We start from the raw sequence: 19,806 nt of genomic DNA on the forward strand, positions 1-19,806 counted from the left end.
GTGTTAAAACTTCACAGTGGCTCCTACTAAAAAGTTAGTAGTAGCCTGCGGGTAATAGCCTGCGCCTTCAATGGTTGTCACTGTTCCAGGAGTAGAAAAATCATCATCAAATGTGAAGAAATACCCGTTAGAAACATATTCTACATTAAAAATATTATTGACCAAGGCAGTAAAAATAATTGAATCTACAAACGGAATTTTTCTTACTTCATAAAACACATTAAAGTCATTGATAAAATAATCTTCAAGTTTTGAACTTTCAGCATCTATATTTCCCAAAAATTGCTCCCCTACATACTTTGATAACAAAGCCAATTGTAAATTAGGAAGGGGTCTATACTCTAAAATGTTTCCAGCCACAATTTCTGGCGAGTAGGAAATATTTGTATTTCCTAAATTGGTCAACACGCCATCACGTTGAAAAAAGAAATCTCTGTTTTTATTACTACTTAACGCAATGTTGGGTCGTACTGTTATTTTTTCTGAAAGTGTAATACTGGCATCTACTTCAAGGCCCAGTCGGTAACTACTTCCGCTGGTAGCACGTATGGGAGCTCCTACATCGTCAATCGCTCCGGTTAGTACCAATTGGTCGGTATAATCCATGTAAAAGCCATTGGTATTTAGCTGTATATTTTCTGAAGCATAGCGCCAACCTAGTTCAAAATCATCCAGCTTTTCAGCCTTAAAAATCCCTTGCTCAAAATCACTTCGGCGCGGTTCTCTGTGGGCTCTTCCGTAGGAAGCGTAGAATTGATTTGCATCATTTAATTGAAATGACGCACCTGCCTTCGGATTAAAAAACGAATAAGTTTCATCTTCATTCAGCGTAATAAGATCTGAAGTTGTTCCGGCAGTCTCGTAATTGACAAAGCGTCCTTGCAGGTCACCAAAGAAACTCCATTGTTCATTGAAGCGATAGGTTGCTTTCCCAAATACTGAAACTTCACTTTTATCTCCGGTTCCAAAATAGTAGCGATCTTTATAATCGAAACCAATTGGAAATTCGGTATACAAGATCTCGCCAAAATGGTCTCCTTTATACGAACTGAAAAACACCCCCGAAGAAATATCCCAACTATTGTCTTTGAAATTGATGTTTCCATTAACGGCATAAAAATCATTGTCGAGCCATCTTCTTCGAATTAAATCGGTTTCAGAAATAGTTTCTCCATCAATGACAATGGGGTCTTCGCCATAGGTTTCAAAGTCTTCATCTTCTTTAAATTGTTCAAAATAACCTCTTCCGTAGGTATAATTAAGGGAGATATTTGAGCTCCAATTGTTGTTGAATTTTTGGTTCCATAATAACTGATAATGATCCTGAGCATAGTTATCTACTTCATTGTCATAAAACTGAATGTTGCCATCGTCATCTGTAAATTGTCCTGCTGGATTAAACGTTCGGTCGGTTGCTAAAGTTTCGGCATCAATTCCAAAATACGCCTGATAGGTTTCTTCTCGCCCTCCAAACGTGATGAATTTTATAAGTGTATTTCTTTCGACATAGGCTCCCTGAAGGTAATAGGACTTCAAATCGGAAGTCGCTCTGTCGATGTATCCATCAGACTGAATTGTAGACAACCTTCCTGCAACTTCAATCTTATCTTGCAGCAATCCTGTAGAAAATTTTACATTATGCCTTCTGGTATTATACGATCCAAATGAATTAGCGATTTGTCCGTACGCTTCTTCAGAAACACCATCGGTCAAGAGATTTAAACTCGCTCCAAAAGCACCAGAGCCATTCGTGGAAGTTCCAACCCCTCGTTGCAACTGTAAACTTTCTACCGAAGAAGTAAAGTCGGGAAGATTGACAAAAAAGGTTCCTTGACTTTCAGCATCATTAAACGGAATTCCATTTAAGGTGACATTTACTCTTGAAGCGTCACTTCCCCGTACCCGTATGTAGGTATAGCCAACACCCGCACCCGCATCACTTGTGGTAACAACAGATGGCAGATAGTTAAGCATATATGGAATGTCCTGCCCCAGGTTTCTTTTTTCGAGTTGCTCTTTGGAAAGGTTGGAGTGGGTAATTGGGGAGTCTGCTTCAACGCGAACCGATTTTATAAAAACCTCCTCTAGTTTTTCGGTTTTTGTAGTGTCCTGCACTTTTTCTTGTGCTGAAACATTTAGGTACACTAAACTAATTGCAATAGGTAAAATAATACGCTTCATTCGTACATATGTTTATGACGAATAAAAGGGGCGTTATTCTGGTTGTTAAAATTGAAAATGGCAAACTAGAGATGCTTCGACAGACTCAGCATGACTTATTGCTTTAATTTTTCCTAAACAGCATTACCTGTTCCAGGTTCTATGGGTATAATCTCAGCCAAAAGGATTTCAGATTTCAGATTTCAGATTTCAGACGTCAGAACTAGGTTTTAGTTCTAAAATCGCCAATCGTCAATCTATATCGTCAATCGATCGAGCACCCCTTTGAGATGTGATGCAAAGATAGAATTTTACTCTAGTTTGGGTGGTTTTCTGTACGCTTTTTTTAAGGCATTGTTCTTTTTGGCTTTAATACGTTTTTCGATGGCAGATCGGGAAGGTTTTGATTTTTTTCTCTTTTTGGCAACTTTGAGGTGTTGCTTCAGTAATTCGAGCATACGTTGGATGCCAATTGCTTTATTGCGGTGCTGACTTCTGGATTCACTGCATTGCAATGTAAGAATTCCTTCCGAAGAAATGCGGTTGGGGATTCTCGCTTTAAGTCTTTCTTTTTCTGCTTCTGAAAGCCCTTCCGAAGAAAAAATAGGGAAACTCACTTCTACTTTTGAGGATGTTTTATTGACATGTTGCCCACCTGCACCACTGCTACGCACTGCCTTAAACTGAAGCTCTTTAATAATTATCTCTTCCTTCATTATTCGTTAGGTCTGTGTTCTAATTCAAGCAGGTCATTTACGGTTTTAACAGGATTAAATGTTTGTAAAGGCACTTGTACCAAAGCTGTGTTCCATTTTGCCATAGCACCGTTCCAAAGACCTGGGAGCTCTAGTGCTTTGAGAGGTTTCCCATCTTCAGATTTATGAGCAATAAATCCCGCTTCAGGATCACTAAACTTATTAAGATCATATTTTTTTCCATGACGATCCCTCACCCCGCAAACCAGATCTACTGGGTTGAAATGTGTGGCTTCGCTAATAATATTTTTTTGTCGTAGGTCAGTAGTATCAATCTGGGAGGTTTCTACGATTTGTAAGGAGGTGTTTCCATAGTCATCTTTGACCCAAAAAGGACCGCCACCCGGAGCTCCAGTATTCTTTACCACTCCACAAACCCGTATAGGTCGCTTTAAGATATATTGTAATTGTATTCTGTCTTTAGAAATGTTTTTAATGTTTAACTCATTCCAAAGAAAAGACTTAATTTCTTCTAACATTTCTGAAGAAACCTCTTTAGCGTCAAGAATGTCGAGATATTTAAACACCTTTTTTTGAATCCAAAGTAGTTTACCTGCCAATATTTTTTTGTAACGGATGGTGGGTTCCACGTATTTTTCAGCAACTACATTATCAATATTTTTAATAAAGATTACATCGGCATCAACATCGTTTAAATTATCAAGCAATGCGCCGTGTCCCGAAGGTCGTAGAACAACATTGTTTTGAGCATCCCTAAAAGGCGTATTGTTTTCTGAAACGGCGATGGTGTCTGTTTCTTTTTTCTGAAAGGAATACGAAATGTGAAAATTGGTCTTTGTTTTCTTCGTGACTCTATTTTTTACCGCTTCAAATTCTTCTTTAAAATAAGGGACGTGTTCTTCTGAAAAAGTAAAATGCAAATACGCATCTTCATTGGCTGTAGCATAAAATGCAGCTTCATACAATTGCTCTTCAAAGGCAGTAGTATAGTATTTTTTATACTTATGAAAGGGAATTAACCCTTTGGGCAGATTTTTATAATTTAGTCCATGCTCTTCCAGCATCGTTTCCACAAACATTTTGAGTCTAACACCCTTCTTATTTGTTTTATAATTGGGATGTATTTCCCGAATCTTTCTTCGAACATCATTTACAAAAGCAAAGTCTTTTAGAGCATTGCAAAATATTTTGAGTTGAGATTTGTCACCTTCTTTGAGATAACTGTTCAACGTTTCTTCTTCGGGATCAAAAGTCTGTAAAAACTCGTGTAAAAAGCTAAACATTCGTGAGGCTGCGCCAGAGGCAGGAACAAACTTTATAATTTCAAGTTTAGTTTTATGTTCGTCGTAAAAAGCTAAAAGTTTATCTTCAGTTTCTGAAGGAATTACTTCAATGCCATTTCCTACTGTGGCTGCTGTAATAACTTCCAAAGGGGGAATCCCTCTTTGAAAAACCTCCAATTGCTTAACGACCTTATCTATAGTTACTCCGTGATTTTTAATTTGGTTTATATCTTTTTCTGTAAGCATATTAGTTGGTAAGTAAGGTATCTATATGAGCAATAGCCGTTTCTAATCGAATTTTTTTTGTGCCCGATAGTTTTTTGAAGGGAAGATTGTTAGTTTGTAATTCGTTTTCAAAAATACGTAATAGTGAGGACCTATCATAGGGTCTGTCTCGCAAATCATCTTGTTGCCAAGGAACATCAATATTGGTTAAAAAATAAAATGTGTAGGTGTTTTTTTGTGAGGCTTTTATTATTTCTGCAGGGCAAAAACCATCAAAATAATAATGAGAATAGACTTTTAATTCTAATAAGTTAGTGTCACAAAAGAGAAGTTGGGTAGCTTTTTCTGCGGAAGCGTTTTCCGAAGCCATTTGTCCTTTTGCAATAGGCACTAAATCTTCTAGGGTACAAACTTCTTTTTTAGAATCCCATTTTTCCTGAAGGTATTCTCGCATATACTCTGGAACCCAAAGCGTATTATAATGAGTAGCCAATTGCTTTGCAAGTGTTGTTTTTCCCGTGGACTCAGGGCCAAAAAGTACAATTTTTAAGCAATCACTTGGTCGCTGTTTAAGTGTTTCATCCATGTACGATATCCTAAAATTGAAATAACTATAAATATAAGATACAATAAACTGCTCAACGTGTATCCTTTGTAAAAATATAAGGGGACGCTTATAATATTACCAGCTAAGAGATAAAGCCAATTGGCAGCTTTTCTCTTAGCAAGCATCCACATTCCTGCAAAAAAGAGTGCTGTTGTTAGCGTATCGACATACGCTGTCCAGCTATTCCATTTGTCAAATAATGTATATACTAAAAACACCCCAATTAATGAAGCAGCACTGATTAATAAAGCAGTTTTATGATCGTTGGCTGTTGCAAGAGTAATGGGAGTGTTTTTGTCTGGCGAAACTTTTCGTGTCCAGATATACCAGCCATAGATACTCATTATAAAATAATACCCTTGGATAATTAAATCGCCCAGCAAGCCCCATTGCCATAGTAAGTATACAAATATAGAGGTGCTTATGATACCTGTTGGATACACCCAAACACTGTTACGCCATGAAAACAATGCAGAGGCCAATCCAAAAGAGACCGCAATTGCCTCTAGTATGATTTGGTCAGTTTGATATGCACTGTATTGCTCAAACAGATATTCAAAAATGGGGCTCATAATTGCTTCTGTCAGATTTTACAATTTTTATATAAAGCACTCCTCTTTCAATGGCTTCTAATGCAGATTTTAATTCCTTAGTAAGAATTTCCATGACCTTGTCATAGTCGCCAAACACCTGTGTGCTCAACGGATTTTCAAGGATGGTGAGTCCAGAGGTGCGTAAAGATTTTATAAGGTTGATAATAGCAGGTTCGTAGTCATCCTGCAGTGGAGTTAATGTAAGTTCGACAGAGATTTTCACAAAGATTCAGATTTAATATACAAAAGTACTTGTTTGAAATTGGAGATTTGGTTTATTGGTATTTAAATTATTGTTCAAAGGCTGTACCCATTACAATCATGTCTGCTCCTGCATTATAAATTTCTTGCTTTTGGGCTTCCGTTTTAATTCCGCCGCCTACGATAAGAGGAATTCTAAGTGTTTTTTTTACTTCGGAAACAATGGCAGGACTCACGTATCTTTTTGCTCCGCTTCCTGCTTCGAGGTAGATAAGTTTAGCGCCCAACAATTGTCCTGCTAATGCTGTATTGACAATAGCTTCTATCGCATTCTGAGGCATTGGATTGGTGCCGCTAACTTTTGCAACAGCCGAATCATTTCCACCCTCTATTAAGATATATCCAGTAGGAATAATTTCTAATGCCGAATCTTTTAGCTTAGAAGCACCTTTTATTTGTTGTCCTATCAAGTACTCCGGATTTCTACCAGAAAGTAGCGAAAGAAATAATAAGCCATCTGCAGTTTCAGTAATTTGGGTGTAATCACCAGGAAATATAAAAATAGGAAGAGTGGTGTAATTTTTTAAAGCAGTAACGGTAGCTTCTGTTTGATCTTTGGGTACTGTGCTTCCTCCCACAAACAAATGTGTTGTGTCTTTTGGGATACTCTTTAAAAAGGATTCACTTTTTGTAGGTATAAATTTTTCAGGATCTATAAGAATGGCTAACGCTTTTCTATTTTCTGAAAGCATTTTAATAAGTTGTGTGTAATATACATGCATCCTATAAAACTTCAGAAGTAATTGCATACGCCATGGTAAATTCCTCGAACTCCTGAAACCATACCTTATAACTTACTTCTCGTTCTTCAAAAGAAATCGTTGCGGTAGTTTCTAAATGGTCAAGTCTAAAATCTTCGACATAAATATGTTGTAAAAAACTAATACCAGGGGTGGCAAAACTTTTATATAGACTTTCTTTCGCGCACCAAACCATGGTAAGCTTTCGCATGATCGCATCATCGTTTGCTAAAGTTCTGTACTCCTCAATTGGAGTAAACTTATGAGCAATCTTAAGAATTTTATGGCGCTGCATCTCGATGTCTATTCCTATTTCTTCTTCACTGATAATGATGGCCGAAAAATTAAATGAATGTGTAATGCTAATGTGTTTACTGTCATTTAGATGAGGTTTTCCGTTCTCATCGTAGTAAAGGTCAAAATCGGTATACCCTTCATTTGCTAGTAAATGTCTAATGCTTAAAAATCCGCGACGGTGTAGGTCGCTTTTCATTCTATTTACTCGTTCACTACAATGCTTTGTTAATGAAATATCTTTATGAAGTTCATCAAATGATTCTTCAATCTTCCAAATCAGGACTTTAGTCTTATTACTTACTGTTATAGTTTTGTAAAGTGGCATTGTTTTTAAAAGTGTATTCCGTATTTTTGCGGTCTGAAAAAAGAGATTACTCCTTTCAGAAATAAAAATAAGTATTTATCAAATAGTTTGTCTGCTTTAGGACAACTAAAAAACAATTTTATGTCAACAAAAACGATTGCATACACGCCTTATAAGGTAAAAGATATTTCCCTTGCAGACTGGGGACGAAAAGAAATTGAACTTGCAGAAGCTGAAATGCCAGGTTTAATGTCTTTGCGTGAAGAATACAAAAATGAGCAACCTTTAAAAGGGGCTCGTATTGCAGGATGTCTTCACATGACAATACAGACTGCGGTTCTTATTGAAACATTAATTGCACTTGGAGCTGAGGTGACTTGGAGTTCATGTAATATATTTTCGACTCAGGACCAAGCGGCTGCAGCAATTGCCGCAGCTGGAATTCCAGTATATGCGTGGAAAGGAATGAACGACGAAGAATTTGACTGGTGTATCGAGCAAACGTTATTTTTTGGTGAAGATCGCAAGCCATTAAACATGATTCTGGATGATGGAGGAGATTTAACCAATATGGTATTTGATAAATATCCAGAATTGGCAAAGGGAATTAAAGGACTTTCAGAAGAGACGACAACAGGAGTTCACAGATTGTACGAACGTATGAAAAATGGGACTTTGGTTATGCCTGCCATCAATGTAAATGACAGTGTTACAAAATCAAAATTTGATAATAAATATGGATGTCGCGAAAGTGCCGTAGATGCTATTCGTCGTGCAACAGATGTAATGTTAGCAGGAAAAAGAGTGGTCGTTTGTGGGTATGGTGATGTTGGAAAAGGTACTGCAGCTTCGTTTAAAGGTGCTGGTTCTATTGTAACAGTAACCGAAATTGATCCAATTTGTGCTTTACAGGCTGCTATGGATGGTTTTGAAGTAAAGAAACTTGAAAATGTGATTGAGAAGGCAGATATCGTTATTACTACTACCGGAAACAAAGATATTGTTAGAGGGGAACATTTTTCGGCCATGAAAGACAAGACGATAGTATGTAATATTGGTCACTTTGATAATGAAATAGATGTTGCTTGGTTGAAGAATAATTCAGAAAAAGTGGAAATTAAGCCTCAGGTTGACAAGTATAATATCAATGGAAATGATATTATTTTATTGGCGGAAGGTCGTCTTGTAAACTTAGGTTGTGCAACAGGTCATCCAAGTTTTGTAATGAGTAATTCGTTTACAAATCAGACCCTAGCACAGATCGAGTTGTGGAAAAACAGTGATAACTACGAAAACAAAGTATATATGCTGCCAAAGCATCTTGATGAAAAAGTGGCAAAATTACACCTAGAGAAAATAGGCGTTGAGCTTACCGAATTAAACAAAGAACAAGCAGACTATATTGGAGTAGAAGTTGAAGGGCCGTTTAAGCCAGAGTACTACAGGTACTAATCTTATTCCTGCGACAGTAGAAATCTTAAGTATAAAAAAACCTCAACTTGGAAAGTTGAGGTTTTTTTATTTTTAAAAGAAGTAAATTTTATCGCTTATTCGCTTCTTTGATATACTTTTCTAATGCCATAGTCATAGAAGGTGTTTCTGGCGTAGGCGCCTGAATATCTACGCGTAATCCACTTTCGGCAGCAGCCTTCACAGTAGTATTGCCAAAAACAGCGATACGAGTGTCGTTTTGTTTAAAGTCAGGAAAATTATGTAGCAACGATTCGATTCCACTTGGGCTAAAGAATACTAAGATATCATAGAAGACATTTTCAAGGTCAGACAGGTCACTCACTACTGTTTTGTAGAAAACGGATTGTTTCCAGTTTACTTTAAGATCATTTAAGACCTGAGGCACTTCAGGTTTTAATTTGTCTGAAGAAGGTAATAGAAACTTTTCATTTTTATATTTTTTGATGAGCGGAGATAACTCGGTAAAAGTTCTTTTGCCAACATAAATCTTTCTTTTTCTGTATACCACATATTTCTGAAGGTAATAAGCGACGGCTTCACTCTGGCAAAAATACTTCATACTATCGGGTACTTTGAAGCGAAGTTCGTCTGCAATTCTAAAATAATGATCAACAGCATTGCGGCTTGTTAAAATAACTGCAGTATAGTCTTTAAGGTCAACTTTCTGAGCACGAACATCCTTACCAGAAACTCCTTCAACATGGATAAAAGGCCTAAAGTCGATCTTTACTTTCTGTCTATCAATTAAATCAAAATAAGGAGAGTTTTCAATCTTAGGTTCGGGTTGAGACACCAAAATAGTTTTCACTTTCATATAGTAGTTTTTTTCTCTATGTTAACGCCTTATAGATAATAATATAAGGTGAAATTTCAAGTGCGCAAAGATACAAAATAAAATAGAAGAAATTACCTAGAATTAATTTTCCATTTGTTTTATAGCTATAAAACAGCGCAATACAATTAAGCACTAGTAATAGTACTGCAAAAATTAGTAATAGCGTTAAACTAGGAGCGAAAACATACACGAAAAATAAATTGGCTACTAAGACCAATATAGCAATTAGGTTGCGATAACTTAATTTCTGATATAAATATCTGTTGATGAGGCTGTCCATGGAGAATACGGTCCCGATGATTTTCTCAACAAAATATTTTGTGAGTATAAAGAAAGTATAACCGCTAATTATTTGAACAAAAATCCATTTGTTAGTAGCAATTTCATCTGGGATTGCTGTCTTGGTAACAAGGTATATAAATACTGAAAAGGAAATAATCTGAGTGACAAATAGCAGCATATTAAAGGGATGCTGAATCTCTTCATTTCTGCCTTGCACTAAAAAATATTTATTGGAAAGCGGGAGCGCTATAAATTCCTGAAAACGCCTTGGAAATAAATATTTGGTGAGTCCGTATACCACAATACAACCTACAAAAAGAAGGGTAAGCCAATCCAGGGACTCGGTATGTCTTTCTATCAATTGCATTTCTAAATCATAACAAAGGTACAGTAATTAAGCAGTAAATTTTAGAGCACTTTGATGTATTTTTTCTGCTTTATATTAATTCAAAAAACGGTACATTTGCCAATAAAAAAGGGTCTATGTCGAAAGGCTTGGTGGTCATACCTACCTATAATGAAATTGAGAATATCGAACGTTTACTACGGAATATTTTTTCTTTACAACGGTCTTTCGATGTGCTTGTGGTAGATGATAATTCACCAGATTTGACAGCTCAAAAAGTAGCGTCACTTTCCGAAGAATTTAAAAACAAGCTTTTTTTATTAAAAAGAGAAGGAAAACAGGGGTTAGGTACTGCATACATTGCTGGATTTAAATGGGCACTGGAAAAGGACTATGAATTTATTTTTGAAATGGATGCCGATTTTTCGCATAATCCGAATGATTTGATACGATTGTACAATGCCTGCTATAAAGGAGGATATGACTTATCTATAGGATCTCGTTACGTGAAGGGTGTAAATGTAGTAAACTGGCCTATGAGTAGAGTTTTGCTCTCCTGGTTGGCTTCAAAATATGTGCAATTTGTAACGGGAATGAATATCTATGACACCACTGCAGGGTTTGTTTGTTACCGAAGAGCAGTGTTGGAAAAAATCAACCTTGATAAAATACAATTTGTAGGCTATGCGTTTCAGATTGAAATGAAATTTAAAACCTATTTAGCAAAATTCAGAATTAAAGAAGTCCCTGTTGTATTTACAGACAGAACGAAAGGAGAATCTAAAATGAGTGGAGGAATTATTTCTGAAGCTATTTTTGGAGTTCTTAAAATGAAATTTAAAAGCCTTATTGGCAAAAACAATTATAACGAAATTTAATGCAAGCCATACTAATTAAAAATGCGCAAATTGTAAACGAAGGCACCCTATTTACTGGAGATGTCCTTATCGAAGGGGACCGCATTGCGGCTGTTGATGAAAATATTAGTGTAAAGTCTGCCGACACAAAAGTAATCGATGCAGATGGACATTACCTTTTGCCAGGAATGATCGATGACCAAGTGCATTTTAGGGAGCCTGGTCTTACACATAAAGCAACTATTGAAACCGAATCTAAAGCAGCTGTCGCAGGAGGAATTACCTCTTTTATCGAGATGCCCAATACAGTTCCTCAAGCTACTACAATTAAACTGTTGGAAGAAAAATTTAGTCGTGCAAAAGAAACATCATGGGCTAATTATAGTTTTATGTTTGGTGGAACAAACGACAATCTTTCTGAAATTTTAAAAGTAGACCCAACTAAAGTAGCAGGATTAAAATTATTTTTAGGATCTTCTACAGGGAATATGTTGGTGGATAATCCTGACACTCTTGAAGAAATTTTTAGTAAAACCAATTTATTAATTTCTGCCCATTGTGAAGATGAAGCAACCATACGCAAAAATCTTTCCGAAGCAAAAGCAATTCATGGTGATAGTATTCCCATAGAAATGCACCCAAAAATACGCAGTGAAGAAGCTTGTTATATTTCCTCATCAAAAGCAGTAGCGTTAGCTAAAAAAACGGGAGCCAGATTGCATGTGTTTCACTTATCAACCAAGAAGGAAACTCAACTTTTTGATGGTAAAAAACCTTTAAAAGATAAAAAAATCACCGCAGAAGTATGCATACATCATCTTTGGTTTACCGAGGAAGACTATGCAACAAAAGGCACAAAAATTAAATGGAATCCTGCTGTTAAAACGGCTGCAGATCGTGACGGGCTTTGGAAAGCCTTGAATGAAAACAAAATAGATGTTATTGCTACAGATCATGCCCCCCACACTCTTGAAGAGAAAGAGAATAATTATGTGAATGCACCTTCTGGTGGCCCTCTGGTTCAACATGCACTAGAAGCATTATTTGAAATGAAAGATAGAGGAAGAATTACTGCAGAGAAAATCGTAGAAAAAACAGCGCATAATCCGGCAATTCTGTTTCAGATTAAAGACCGTGGCTTTATACGAAAAGGGTATAAAGCAGATTTAGTTTTAATAAATCCTAATGCTCCCTGGACTGTAAAAAAAGATAATATCGCTTATAAGTGTGGATGGTCCCCTTTTGAAGGAACGACTTTTAAGAACAGAATTACACATACCATCGTCAATGGTGTAATTGCTTACGAAAACGGAAAATACCCAAATAGAACCCACGGCGAACGCTTAACTTTTGACAGAGGATGAAATTAGTTTATCTACTTATAGTGTTAATACTGGTGGGGTGTCAGGATATACAAACACCAGAAAAACCCTCAAATCTAATTCCTAAAGATAAAATGGTCGATATTTTAGTGGATACTTATTTAAGTAATTCGGCGAGAAGTATCGATAACCGAATTATCATAGATAAAGGCGTAAAGTTAGATTCTTTTATTTATATCAAATATGCAATTGATAGTACACAGTTTGCAAAAAGCAATGCTTATTACACTGTGAATTTAGATGAATATGCAGAACTGTTCAAAAAAGTAGAACAACGACTTGTTACATTACAAGAAGCCTTAAAAAATGATAAAGGGACCGACTCTACAGCAGTTGAAAATGAAGATGAAATGGAGTCTAAGGTATTGGTAACCCCTCCAGTGCCTCAGGAAGAAGATGCTTCCGAAGAATAAATGGTTGCGACTCTGGAAACAGTTTCTTCAAAAGGTAAAAATGTATAGTCCACTTCTTCCCTAATTTTTGAAGCATCATAAAATGAAGTCGTATACATAGATTTCACGGTGCTTTTTAAAAGTTTTCTCTTGGTTCCGAAAAGAATAGCAGCTAACCAATCAAAAAAACGTACTACATTCAAAATCCATTTTGGAGCTTCTTTTGTTGGCGGTTTTTTTCCAAGGGAAGTAGCAATTTCAGAAAGAAATTTTTTGTAAGAAACATTTTCGCTTACAAGAATGTAGTTATTGTGTACGATATCGCTTTTCATCAATTGGAGCATTATGTTCACGACATCTTTGACATCTACAACACCAATGCCTCCGCCAAAATAAAACGGGATTCCTTTGGCCGCTTGTTTAAAAATTGAGCCGCTGCCACTATCCCAAAACCCTTCACCCAGAATGACTCCTGGATTAACGATTACCACATCCAATCCTTCCTGGGCACCCCGCCACACTTCCATTTCGGCACCAAATTTTGTGATTGCATAGACACTATTTTTTTCTTCGGGATTCCATTGAGTTTTTTCATCAATGAGTGCTCCGTTAAGTGTTTCTCCTAATGTCGCTACAGAACTCACATAACATAGTTTTTGAATCTTATTTGCCAGACAAAGATTCACAATATTGGCAGTTCCTTCAATATTTGATTTTTTAAGCTTATAGTAATTTTTAGGATCAAAACTAATGTACGCTGCAGCGTGATAGACATGAGTAATTCCTTTAAAAGCTTCAGACAATGCAGGTATATCGGTAATATTTGCTTCTACCCAATCAATTTTTTTGAACAAGGCTTCAGCATTTTCAGAATAATAGAAAAAGATTTTTTTTACAGCTTCAAGATCGCTTGATGTTCTGTGGATAGCACGAACAGTCGCACCATCTTTCAGTAAAAAATACAATAAATGGCTTCCTACTAAGCCTGTGCCTCCTGTGACTAAAATCATAGGATAAAAATACTCTTTTTTATGATAAACTTTTCAGTGTCGCAGCATCCCACTATCTTTGCTAAAAATCTAAGGAATGAGTGTAAAAAACTTTGTAGAAGAGCTACAATGGCGAGGGATGGTACATGATGTGATGCCAGGTACCGAAGAACATCTGTTAGAAAAAATGCGATCGGCCTATATCGGTTTTGATCCTACTGCAGATTCACTTCATATTGGTAATTTAGTACCTATTATGATCCTGGCTTTTTATCAGCGAAGCGGCCATAAACCTTATGCTTTAGTGGGTGGAGCTACTGGAATGATTGGGGATCCTTCCGGAAAGTCTTCGGAACGAAATTTACTGGATGAAAATACGTTGCGTCACAACCAAGAGTGTGTTCGAAATCAGTTGTCTCAATTTTTAGACTTTACTTCTGAAACTCCTAATAAAGCGGTGATGGTCAATAACTACGATTGGATGAAGGAATTTAGTTTTCTGGATTTTATTCGTGATGTCGGGAAACATATTACCGTCAACTATATGATGGCAAAGGATTCGGTTAAGAATCGGCTAATGGGAGAAGATGCAGACGGAATGAGCTTTACCGAGTTTACCTACCAATTGGTGCAGGGATATGATTTTTTACATTTGTTTAAAAATCATGAGTGTACGTTACAGATGGGGGGGAGTGACCAGTGGGGAAATATTACTACAGGAACCGAATTGATTCGTAGAATAGGTGGCGGAAAAGGGTATGCATTAACGTGTCCATTAATTACAAAGAGCGACGGAACCAAATTTGGAAAAAGTGAAGGGGGTAATGTTTGGCTGGATGCAAAGCGAACTTCTCCTTATAAATTCTATCAATATTGGTTAAATACCAGTGATGAAGATGCCGAAAAATACATTAAAATCTTCACATTTTTAGATAAGATAACTATAGACTCTCTTACTGCTCAACATGCCGAAGCGCCTCATATGCGATTGTTACAAAAACGGTTGGCACAGGAAGTTACAACTACTGTACATGGAGCAGATGAATATGAAAAAGCGGTACAAGCTTCAGAAATTTTATTTGGAAAATCTACTTCTGCCGATTTAAAATCTTTAGATTCTGAAACGTTTCTGGATATTTTTGAAGGAGTACCTCAGGCTGAGGTAAAAGCTTCAGCTATAGAAAACGGTTTGGATATAATTGCTGCATTAGCAGAAAACACAGGATTTTTAAAGTCCAATGGTGAAGCGAGAAGAGCTTTAAAAGAGAATTCAATTTCAGTAAATAAGGAAAAAGTGCAGGAAGGGTATTTGATTTCAAAAGAAGATTTGATCAACAGTCAGTTTGTATTATTACAACGGGGAAAGAAGAATTACTTTATTATAAAAGCACTCTAACTAAAGGAGCCCTTGAACAAGATGTTTAAAGGCTCCTCATTAACAAACTAACCAACCATTTATGAAAGGCAGTACATGCCTCGACATAAAATTCTTCTACTTCTTAATTTCTTTAGTAACAAAAAATAAGTCGGATCAATGCTGGTTACCTTACATACTTTTTACAAATAATTAGTCACTTGTGGATAGGGTACTAAGGAACTAATCAATAGTGCAATCGTATCCTTAACAATAAGTGTAATACTTATTAAAATGGTGACCACTAAGATTGCAACAGCAAGGTTATTTTTCTTTATTTCTTTAAATTCATTCGTGCTTTTTGTAAGAATTGAAAACAGGAAAAAAACCGTTCCATTTATAAGTAGCGCCATCAAAAACCCTATAAACAGGTATAGTCCAGAATATTTAGTGATCAAAATAATATCTAGTGTTTCAGACTGATGTAAAGAAAGCCGGATGACGTTAGTGACCGAGGGTAATATTTCACTGAGAATAATACCTATGGAAAGAATGATCCCTCCCGTAAATACGGTAAAAGCAAGATTGTCTCCTTCCAGAGTTTCATTTTTAAAGAACAACCATTTCAGAATTTTATAGGATACAAAGATGATTACCACGGTAGTACTTATAGAAAGTAGAATTTCTACTAATGCGAGGGTAAATAATTGAGAGTTCATAAGTTTTTATTTGCTGGTTAATACAATATTCCAATGGGTTACATCATTAAAGCTTACGGGTAATGCACCTGCAGCATAATATTTTGCAGTGGTTTCCCAAAGCATGTATTTTTTCCCGTTATAAATTTTATAAGTGCCCGTTGCAGGAATATTTAGACCTAAGATTGAATGTAAATAGAAGTCGCTATTTAAGATAGCAACATCATAATTAAAATGTTTTAAAATGGTATAAATTAAAACGGTGCGGGTATCGCAGTCCCCTTTTAAATTTTGTAAAAAGGCAACAGGAGTTTGTATGCCGTAGGGTTGGTTTCCAATACAACATTCGGGACATTTTCGTAAGATTCGGGCGATCGATTCTTCATAAAATTCTGCTGGTTCGCAGGCTTCAGAAAAAACAAAAGAATACGGGATATCTTGAATACAGGTGACAACCATTTCGGCAAATTCCATTTCATTTAATTGCTTGCTTTCATGGATCGTTTGGAACATATTCATGACAAGGTCTAAACTTGGACCATCCCGTTTCTCTAGATAATCGTACAAGCCGCCCCAATAATTGTTATTCGAATTGAATCGATACGCAAGCGGTTGAGAAGCCAAGGTTATGAAATCCCGCTCTCGAATGGTTAAATCTCCCGTATAATCATTACCAAAATTATCTGTCCATTGCCGTACACTTTGGTAAACCACTACAGAATCTGTTGCTTCTAGAATAGTTGTTTTCTTTACTTGTTCATTTTTTGAAAACGTCAAATCCTCAGAAAAATCTGCATCAATAAGCTGGGCTATAAATCCTATAAAAAATTTAAAAGTAAAGAAAAAAAGAAAAAGTACAATCGAAGTGCTAAAGATACTTTTCTTATTGGAAACACCTAGAATTTTGGAAGTCACAATGATAGAAAACACTAAAGCAGTTAGTAGTGCAAATGTGCTAGTAATACCTAAAAATTGATTTAGAAATACAAAGGCAAATATGGTAAAAAAACCTGCTACAATAAGCCAGAGACAACCATTGTTTCCTTTTTTTTGAGTTTGAGCCATTAGAGAACCATCAAGTTACACCCACGAATATCACTTTCGTCAAATCTACCTAAAATTTTAAAACTACCCTCTGGATTTAATTTGCCAAGATCCTGGGTTGCAATGAACGAACAAGAGTAATAGTTTGCAAGGTCTATCACGTTAATACCTCCAGTTTTACCCTCTACAAGGGTTAACGCATCTTCTGGATCTCTGGTAAGAATTTTCATCCATGGGGGGCAGTAAAAATCTCCATTTTTCTTTGCATAGGCTTGTGATAATAATTCGGTCATCCCATATTCACTATGTATTTGGGAAACACCAAAACCATTTTTTAATACAGCATGTAGCTCTTCTTTAATCATTTCTTTTCTTCTTCCTTTCATACCGCCAGTCTCCATCACTATTGTGTGTTTAAGCTGAAAGTTTTGTTTTTCTATAAGATCCAAAAGCGCATAGGATACACCAATCAGGATCGTTTTTTTTCTTTGGTTTTCGAGCCACTGAAGCTTCTCAATAAGCGCTTCTAAATCATGAAGGTAAAAACCTGAATGTTCACTGTTACTATCTGAAAGCAATGAATTCACCATATACACCAAGGATGATCCTTCCCGTTCTAAATAGGATGGTAAAAGAGCCAAAATTGTATATTCTGAAACAGCACCATAGAAATGAGCGAATCCCTTAGAAAAACTCTTTTTATATACCGACAACTCTGCAACGTGATGCTTGCTCGTAATACTTCCTGTCGTGCCGCTGCTAGTAAATAAATAGGTGCTTTCTTTTTTTTCAGAAAGTACGGTGTGTGTTTTGAAAAAAGAAATGGGTAAAAATGGAATGTCTTCTAACTTTAGAACTGTTTCGGTCGTGCAATTAAGGTGTTCACAAAAATTCTTATAGATAGGAACATGTTTGCTTTGATACTTAAAAACCTGAAGCGCTAGGGCTTCAAATTCTTCCGCAGAAGAAATAGAAAATAAAGCATTTGTGGTCATATGAAGCTTCAGAAATAGGTATCAAAAATAGGCAATAAAAAAGCCCCTTAAAAAGAGGCTTTCATAAAATTCTATTTCAGAAAGAATTATCTTACTACTAATTTTTTAGTAACAGCGCTTCCATCTTGAGAAACTTGCACCATGTACACGCCGCTCTTTAGAGAAGAAATGTTTAATCTCTCTCCAGCAACAACTGTGTTAATTACTTGTTTTCCTAAAACGTCGTATATAATAACATTCATATCTCCATTTAATGGAGATTCTATGTTAATATAACCTGTTGTAGATGGATTAGGGTAGATAGAAAGTTGCTCTAATGCATTTTCTGCTGTACCTAAAACTAATCCAATATCTGATCCTCTTCTCACAAGAAGTTGAGGGGCTCCATTAAAACTAGATCCTAATGCTACAAAAGTTGGGATAGGATTAAAAGGAACAAGTTGTCCAATATAATCTGCTTCTTCGATACTAGTTCTGTGAACAGTAACTGTTCCGTCTAAAGCGTAATCTGTGTCGATCTCAAAAACAGTGGTACCATCTCCATCTGTGTATAAAACGTTAGTTAGTGCAATTAATTCAGATTCATAATCTGTAGGATTTGCATCGTACATCGCTTGCGTAATGGCTTGTGGAGTTAATGTATTTCCAGTAGAACTCGGTGCTCCTGGATCCATAGTTGGTCTAAATTGTAATAAATCTCCAAATTCTGTAAGGGTTCCAGAAATTCCTGTAATACCGTCACCTTCACTATAAGTAGTGGTGATAACACCAGCAGGATCATCTATTAAGATAGCTGCCGTTGCATCTTCAATCCATTTTTGATTACGTTCCATTTTCTGAAAAGTTAATAATACTTCTCCAGTTAATGTATAATCAACACCAAGTGTTCCAGCTCTAAGTTCTGCAATAGTTGCTACATCTGAAGCAGGGATACAATCTGGAGCATTGATCATGTTACTAATAGAACACGTAGTACTTGTTATAGTATATGTAAAATCTGCGCCTTCATCTACTCCAGTAATCGTAATTGTCCCAGAAGCATCTGTTGTTGGATCATCTCCACCAACAGTACCATCTGTAGCTGCTATAGTATAAGTTTCAGTTCCTCCACCTGTAAATGATAAAGTAGTCGTGTATGTATCTGTCCCGCTAGTTACAGCGTCACAAACAACACTTTCTACACTTACTTGTAATGGACAAACAGTTCCACAATCAATATTCATAAGACGAAGAGTTGGTGCTCCTGTACAATACGTTCCATCTGACGCTCTTTGAATAGACTCTGTGTCTTTCATACCATTTGCATCTTCATCATAAAAAGTGCTTAACCCTAATGCCATTCTTAGACCTTCGTCATCACCGTCTCCAGTGGTATAGACTACAGCATCAATAAGGTTTGTGGTCGTTGGAGCAGTTCCATCAGGAAAAGTAGCTGCACTATCTTGATAGATTGCAATTGCGTCAGTTCCGTTTTGAATTGTATTGTCTGGTCCTAGCATAATATCTACTCCAGGAGTAGCATCACTACCAATGATAAAATATCCATTGGCGTCTGTTGTAAAACCAGTTAGATCAACAGTTTCATAACTTGTATCATTTGATCCATTAAAAAGGACTACAATGTATCCATTTAAAGAAAAGTTTGGAGTATCAGATAAAAGTTCAATAAATTCAGTAGTGTCTGTACTTGTTTGATCAGAATCAACTTCGTTAATTACGATCTGACCATAAGATATACTTGCAACTAAAAGGGCAAGTAAAAGTGTAATTTTTTTCATTTCATATTATTTTTAAAATTCAAACAAAAATATATAAACTAATCAATTTATAAAGCAATAGATTTGAGTTTAACGATAAAATAACAAACAATTAATGTTTAGCGTTCTTTTTTCAATATTACCTTATTGTTAAAAATGGATTTTATATGAATTAAAAAACCAATTAAACACTATCTTTATAGACTATTCATAAAG

Annotated in this window: 20 protein-coding genes; 5 read left to right on the forward strand and 15 right to left on the reverse strand. The window is 36.1% G+C overall.

Annotation, left to right across the window (positions count from 1 at the left end):
* Positions 1 to 3: 3 nt before the first annotated feature.
* The 8 genes from ACFQO1_RS01845 to ACFQO1_RS01880 all read right to left on the reverse strand — a co-directional run bounded on the left by ACFQO1_RS01845 (position 4) and on the right by ACFQO1_RS01880 (position 7,207).
* Complete coding sequence (locus ACFQO1_RS01845) at positions 4 to 2,181, reverse strand: TonB-dependent receptor (RefSeq protein WP_380216133.1); 2,178 nt, start codon at positions 2,179 to 2,181, stop codon at positions 4 to 6.
* 290 nt (positions 2,182 to 2,471) lie between these two features.
* Complete coding sequence (gene arfB, locus ACFQO1_RS01850) at positions 2,472 to 2,876, reverse strand: alternative ribosome rescue aminoacyl-tRNA hydrolase ArfB (RefSeq protein ID WP_380216135.1); 405 nt, start codon at positions 2,874 to 2,876, stop codon at positions 2,472 to 2,474.
* Positions 2,876 to 4,405, reverse strand: a complete 1,530-nt coding sequence (locus ACFQO1_RS01855) for a DUF4301 family protein (protein WP_380216137.1) — start codon at positions 4,403 to 4,405, stop codon at positions 2,876 to 2,878. Before ACFQO1_RS01855 ends, arfB begins: the two co-directional genes overlap by 1 nt.
* 1 nt (position 4,406) lies before the next feature.
* Complete coding sequence (locus ACFQO1_RS01860; RefSeq protein WP_380216142.1) at positions 4,407 to 4,970, reverse strand: AAA family ATPase; 564 nt, start codon at positions 4,968 to 4,970, stop codon at positions 4,407 to 4,409.
* Positions 4,931 to 5,563 carry a nicotinamide riboside transporter PnuC gene (gene pnuC / locus ACFQO1_RS01865; RefSeq protein WP_380216147.1) on the reverse strand — a complete coding sequence of 211 codons (633 nt, stop codon included), beginning with the start codon at positions 5,561 to 5,563 and terminating at the stop codon, positions 4,931 to 4,933. Before pnuC ends, ACFQO1_RS01860 begins: the two co-directional genes overlap by 40 nt.
* Entirely contained in the window at positions 5,547 to 5,807 is a 261-nt protein-coding gene (locus tag ACFQO1_RS01870) for a thiamine-binding protein (RefSeq protein ID WP_380216148.1), read from the reverse strand. Before ACFQO1_RS01870 ends, pnuC begins: the two co-directional genes overlap by 17 nt.
* A gap of 67 nt (positions 5,808 to 5,874) precedes the next feature.
* Positions 5,875 to 6,567: a phosphoglycerol geranylgeranyltransferase gene (locus ACFQO1_RS01875; RefSeq protein ID WP_380216149.1), complete on the reverse strand. Its 693-nt coding sequence runs from the start codon at positions 6,565 to 6,567 to the stop codon at positions 5,875 to 5,877.
* A gap of 1 nt (position 6,568) precedes the next feature.
* The gene (locus ACFQO1_RS01880; protein ID WP_380216151.1) at positions 6,569 to 7,207 is read right to left on the reverse strand and encodes a 4'-phosphopantetheinyl transferase superfamily protein; all 639 of its coding nucleotides are present in this window, start codon (positions 7,205 to 7,207) and stop codon (positions 6,569 to 6,571) included.
* Positions 7,208 to 7,327: 120 nt separating this feature from the next.
* Between ACFQO1_RS01880 and ahcY the strand changes: the two genes are divergently transcribed.
* Positions 7,328 to 8,638 (forward strand): adenosylhomocysteinase, encoded by a 1,311-nt coding sequence (gene ahcY, locus ACFQO1_RS01885; RefSeq protein ID WP_380216153.1) that lies wholly within the window; start codon positions 7,328 to 7,330, stop codon positions 8,636 to 8,638.
* A gap of 88 nt (positions 8,639 to 8,726) precedes the next feature.
* On the opposite strand, the gene ACFQO1_RS01890 is transcribed toward ahcY, so the two are convergent.
* The gene (locus tag ACFQO1_RS01890) at positions 8,727 to 9,473 is read right to left on the reverse strand and encodes a uroporphyrinogen-III synthase (RefSeq protein ID WP_380216155.1); all 747 of its coding nucleotides are present in this window, start codon (positions 9,471 to 9,473) and stop codon (positions 8,727 to 8,729) included.
* A 16-nt stretch (positions 9,474 to 9,489) separates the two neighbouring features.
* Positions 9,490 to 10,143 carry a DUF4271 domain-containing protein gene (locus tag ACFQO1_RS01895; protein ID WP_380216157.1) on the reverse strand — a complete coding sequence of 218 codons (654 nt, stop codon included), beginning with the start codon at positions 10,141 to 10,143 and terminating at the stop codon, positions 9,490 to 9,492.
* 116 nt (positions 10,144 to 10,259) lie between these two features.
* On the opposite strand from ACFQO1_RS01895, the gene ACFQO1_RS01900 reads away from it, so the two are divergent.
* From ACFQO1_RS01900 to ACFQO1_RS01910, 3 genes are read left to right on the forward strand one after another with little or no spacing between them, the layout of a single operon-like run.
* On the forward strand, positions 10,260 to 11,000 hold the full coding sequence (locus tag ACFQO1_RS01900; protein WP_380216159.1) for a polyprenol monophosphomannose synthase: 741 nt from the start codon (positions 10,260 to 10,262) through the stop codon (positions 10,998 to 11,000).
* Positions 11,000 to 12,343 carry a dihydroorotase gene (locus ACFQO1_RS01905; RefSeq protein WP_380216161.1) on the forward strand — a complete coding sequence of 448 codons (1,344 nt, stop codon included), beginning with the start codon at positions 11,000 to 11,002 and terminating at the stop codon, positions 12,341 to 12,343. The genes ACFQO1_RS01900 and ACFQO1_RS01905 overlap by 1 nt, the downstream gene beginning before the upstream one ends.
* Positions 12,340 to 12,774 carry a DUF4296 domain-containing protein gene (locus ACFQO1_RS01910; RefSeq protein ID WP_380216163.1) on the forward strand — a complete coding sequence of 145 codons (435 nt, stop codon included), beginning with the start codon at positions 12,340 to 12,342 and terminating at the stop codon, positions 12,772 to 12,774. Before ACFQO1_RS01905 ends, ACFQO1_RS01910 begins: the two co-directional genes overlap by 4 nt.
* Here the strand turns inward: ACFQO1_RS01910 and ACFQO1_RS01915 are convergent.
* Positions 12,747 to 13,763 carry an NAD-dependent epimerase/dehydratase family protein gene (locus ACFQO1_RS01915; protein WP_380216165.1) on the reverse strand — a complete coding sequence of 339 codons (1,017 nt, stop codon included), beginning with the start codon at positions 13,761 to 13,763 and terminating at the stop codon, positions 12,747 to 12,749. The genes ACFQO1_RS01910 and ACFQO1_RS01915 overlap by 28 nt on opposite strands.
* 76 nt (positions 13,764 to 13,839) lie before the next feature.
* On the opposite strand from ACFQO1_RS01915, the gene tyrS reads away from it, so the two are divergent.
* Complete coding sequence (gene tyrS / locus ACFQO1_RS01920; protein ID WP_380216167.1) at positions 13,840 to 15,138, forward strand: tyrosine--tRNA ligase; 1,299 nt, start codon at positions 13,840 to 13,842, stop codon at positions 15,136 to 15,138.
* 161 nt (positions 15,139 to 15,299) lie between these two features.
* On the opposite strand, the gene ACFQO1_RS01925 is transcribed toward tyrS, so the two are convergent.
* The 4 genes from ACFQO1_RS01925 to ACFQO1_RS01940 form a co-directional block, all read right to left on the reverse strand.
* On the reverse strand, positions 15,300 to 15,815 hold the full coding sequence (locus ACFQO1_RS01925) for a DUF350 domain-containing protein (protein ID WP_380216169.1): 516 nt from the start codon (positions 15,813 to 15,815) through the stop codon (positions 15,300 to 15,302).
* 6 nt (positions 15,816 to 15,821) lie between these two features.
* Positions 15,822 to 16,859 carry a hypothetical protein gene (locus ACFQO1_RS01930; RefSeq protein ID WP_380216171.1) on the reverse strand — a complete coding sequence of 346 codons (1,038 nt, stop codon included), beginning with the start codon at positions 16,857 to 16,859 and terminating at the stop codon, positions 15,822 to 15,824.
* Positions 16,859 to 17,833: a LuxE/PaaK family acyltransferase gene (locus ACFQO1_RS01935; protein WP_380216173.1), complete on the reverse strand. Its 975-nt coding sequence runs from the start codon at positions 17,831 to 17,833 to the stop codon at positions 16,859 to 16,861. The genes ACFQO1_RS01930 and ACFQO1_RS01935 overlap by 1 nt, the downstream gene beginning before the upstream one ends.
* An 86-nt stretch (positions 17,834 to 17,919) precedes the next feature.
* A complete protein-coding gene (locus ACFQO1_RS01940; protein WP_380216175.1) occupies positions 17,920 to 19,611 on the reverse strand; it encodes a T9SS type A sorting domain-containing protein in 1,692 nt (563 codons plus the stop codon).
* Positions 19,612 to 19,806 lie beyond the last annotated feature (195 nt).

The organism is Jejudonia soesokkakensis, from assembly GCF_042664795.1.
GTDB lineage: Bacteria > Bacteroidota > Bacteroidia > Flavobacteriales > Flavobacteriaceae > Jejudonia > Jejudonia soesokkakensis.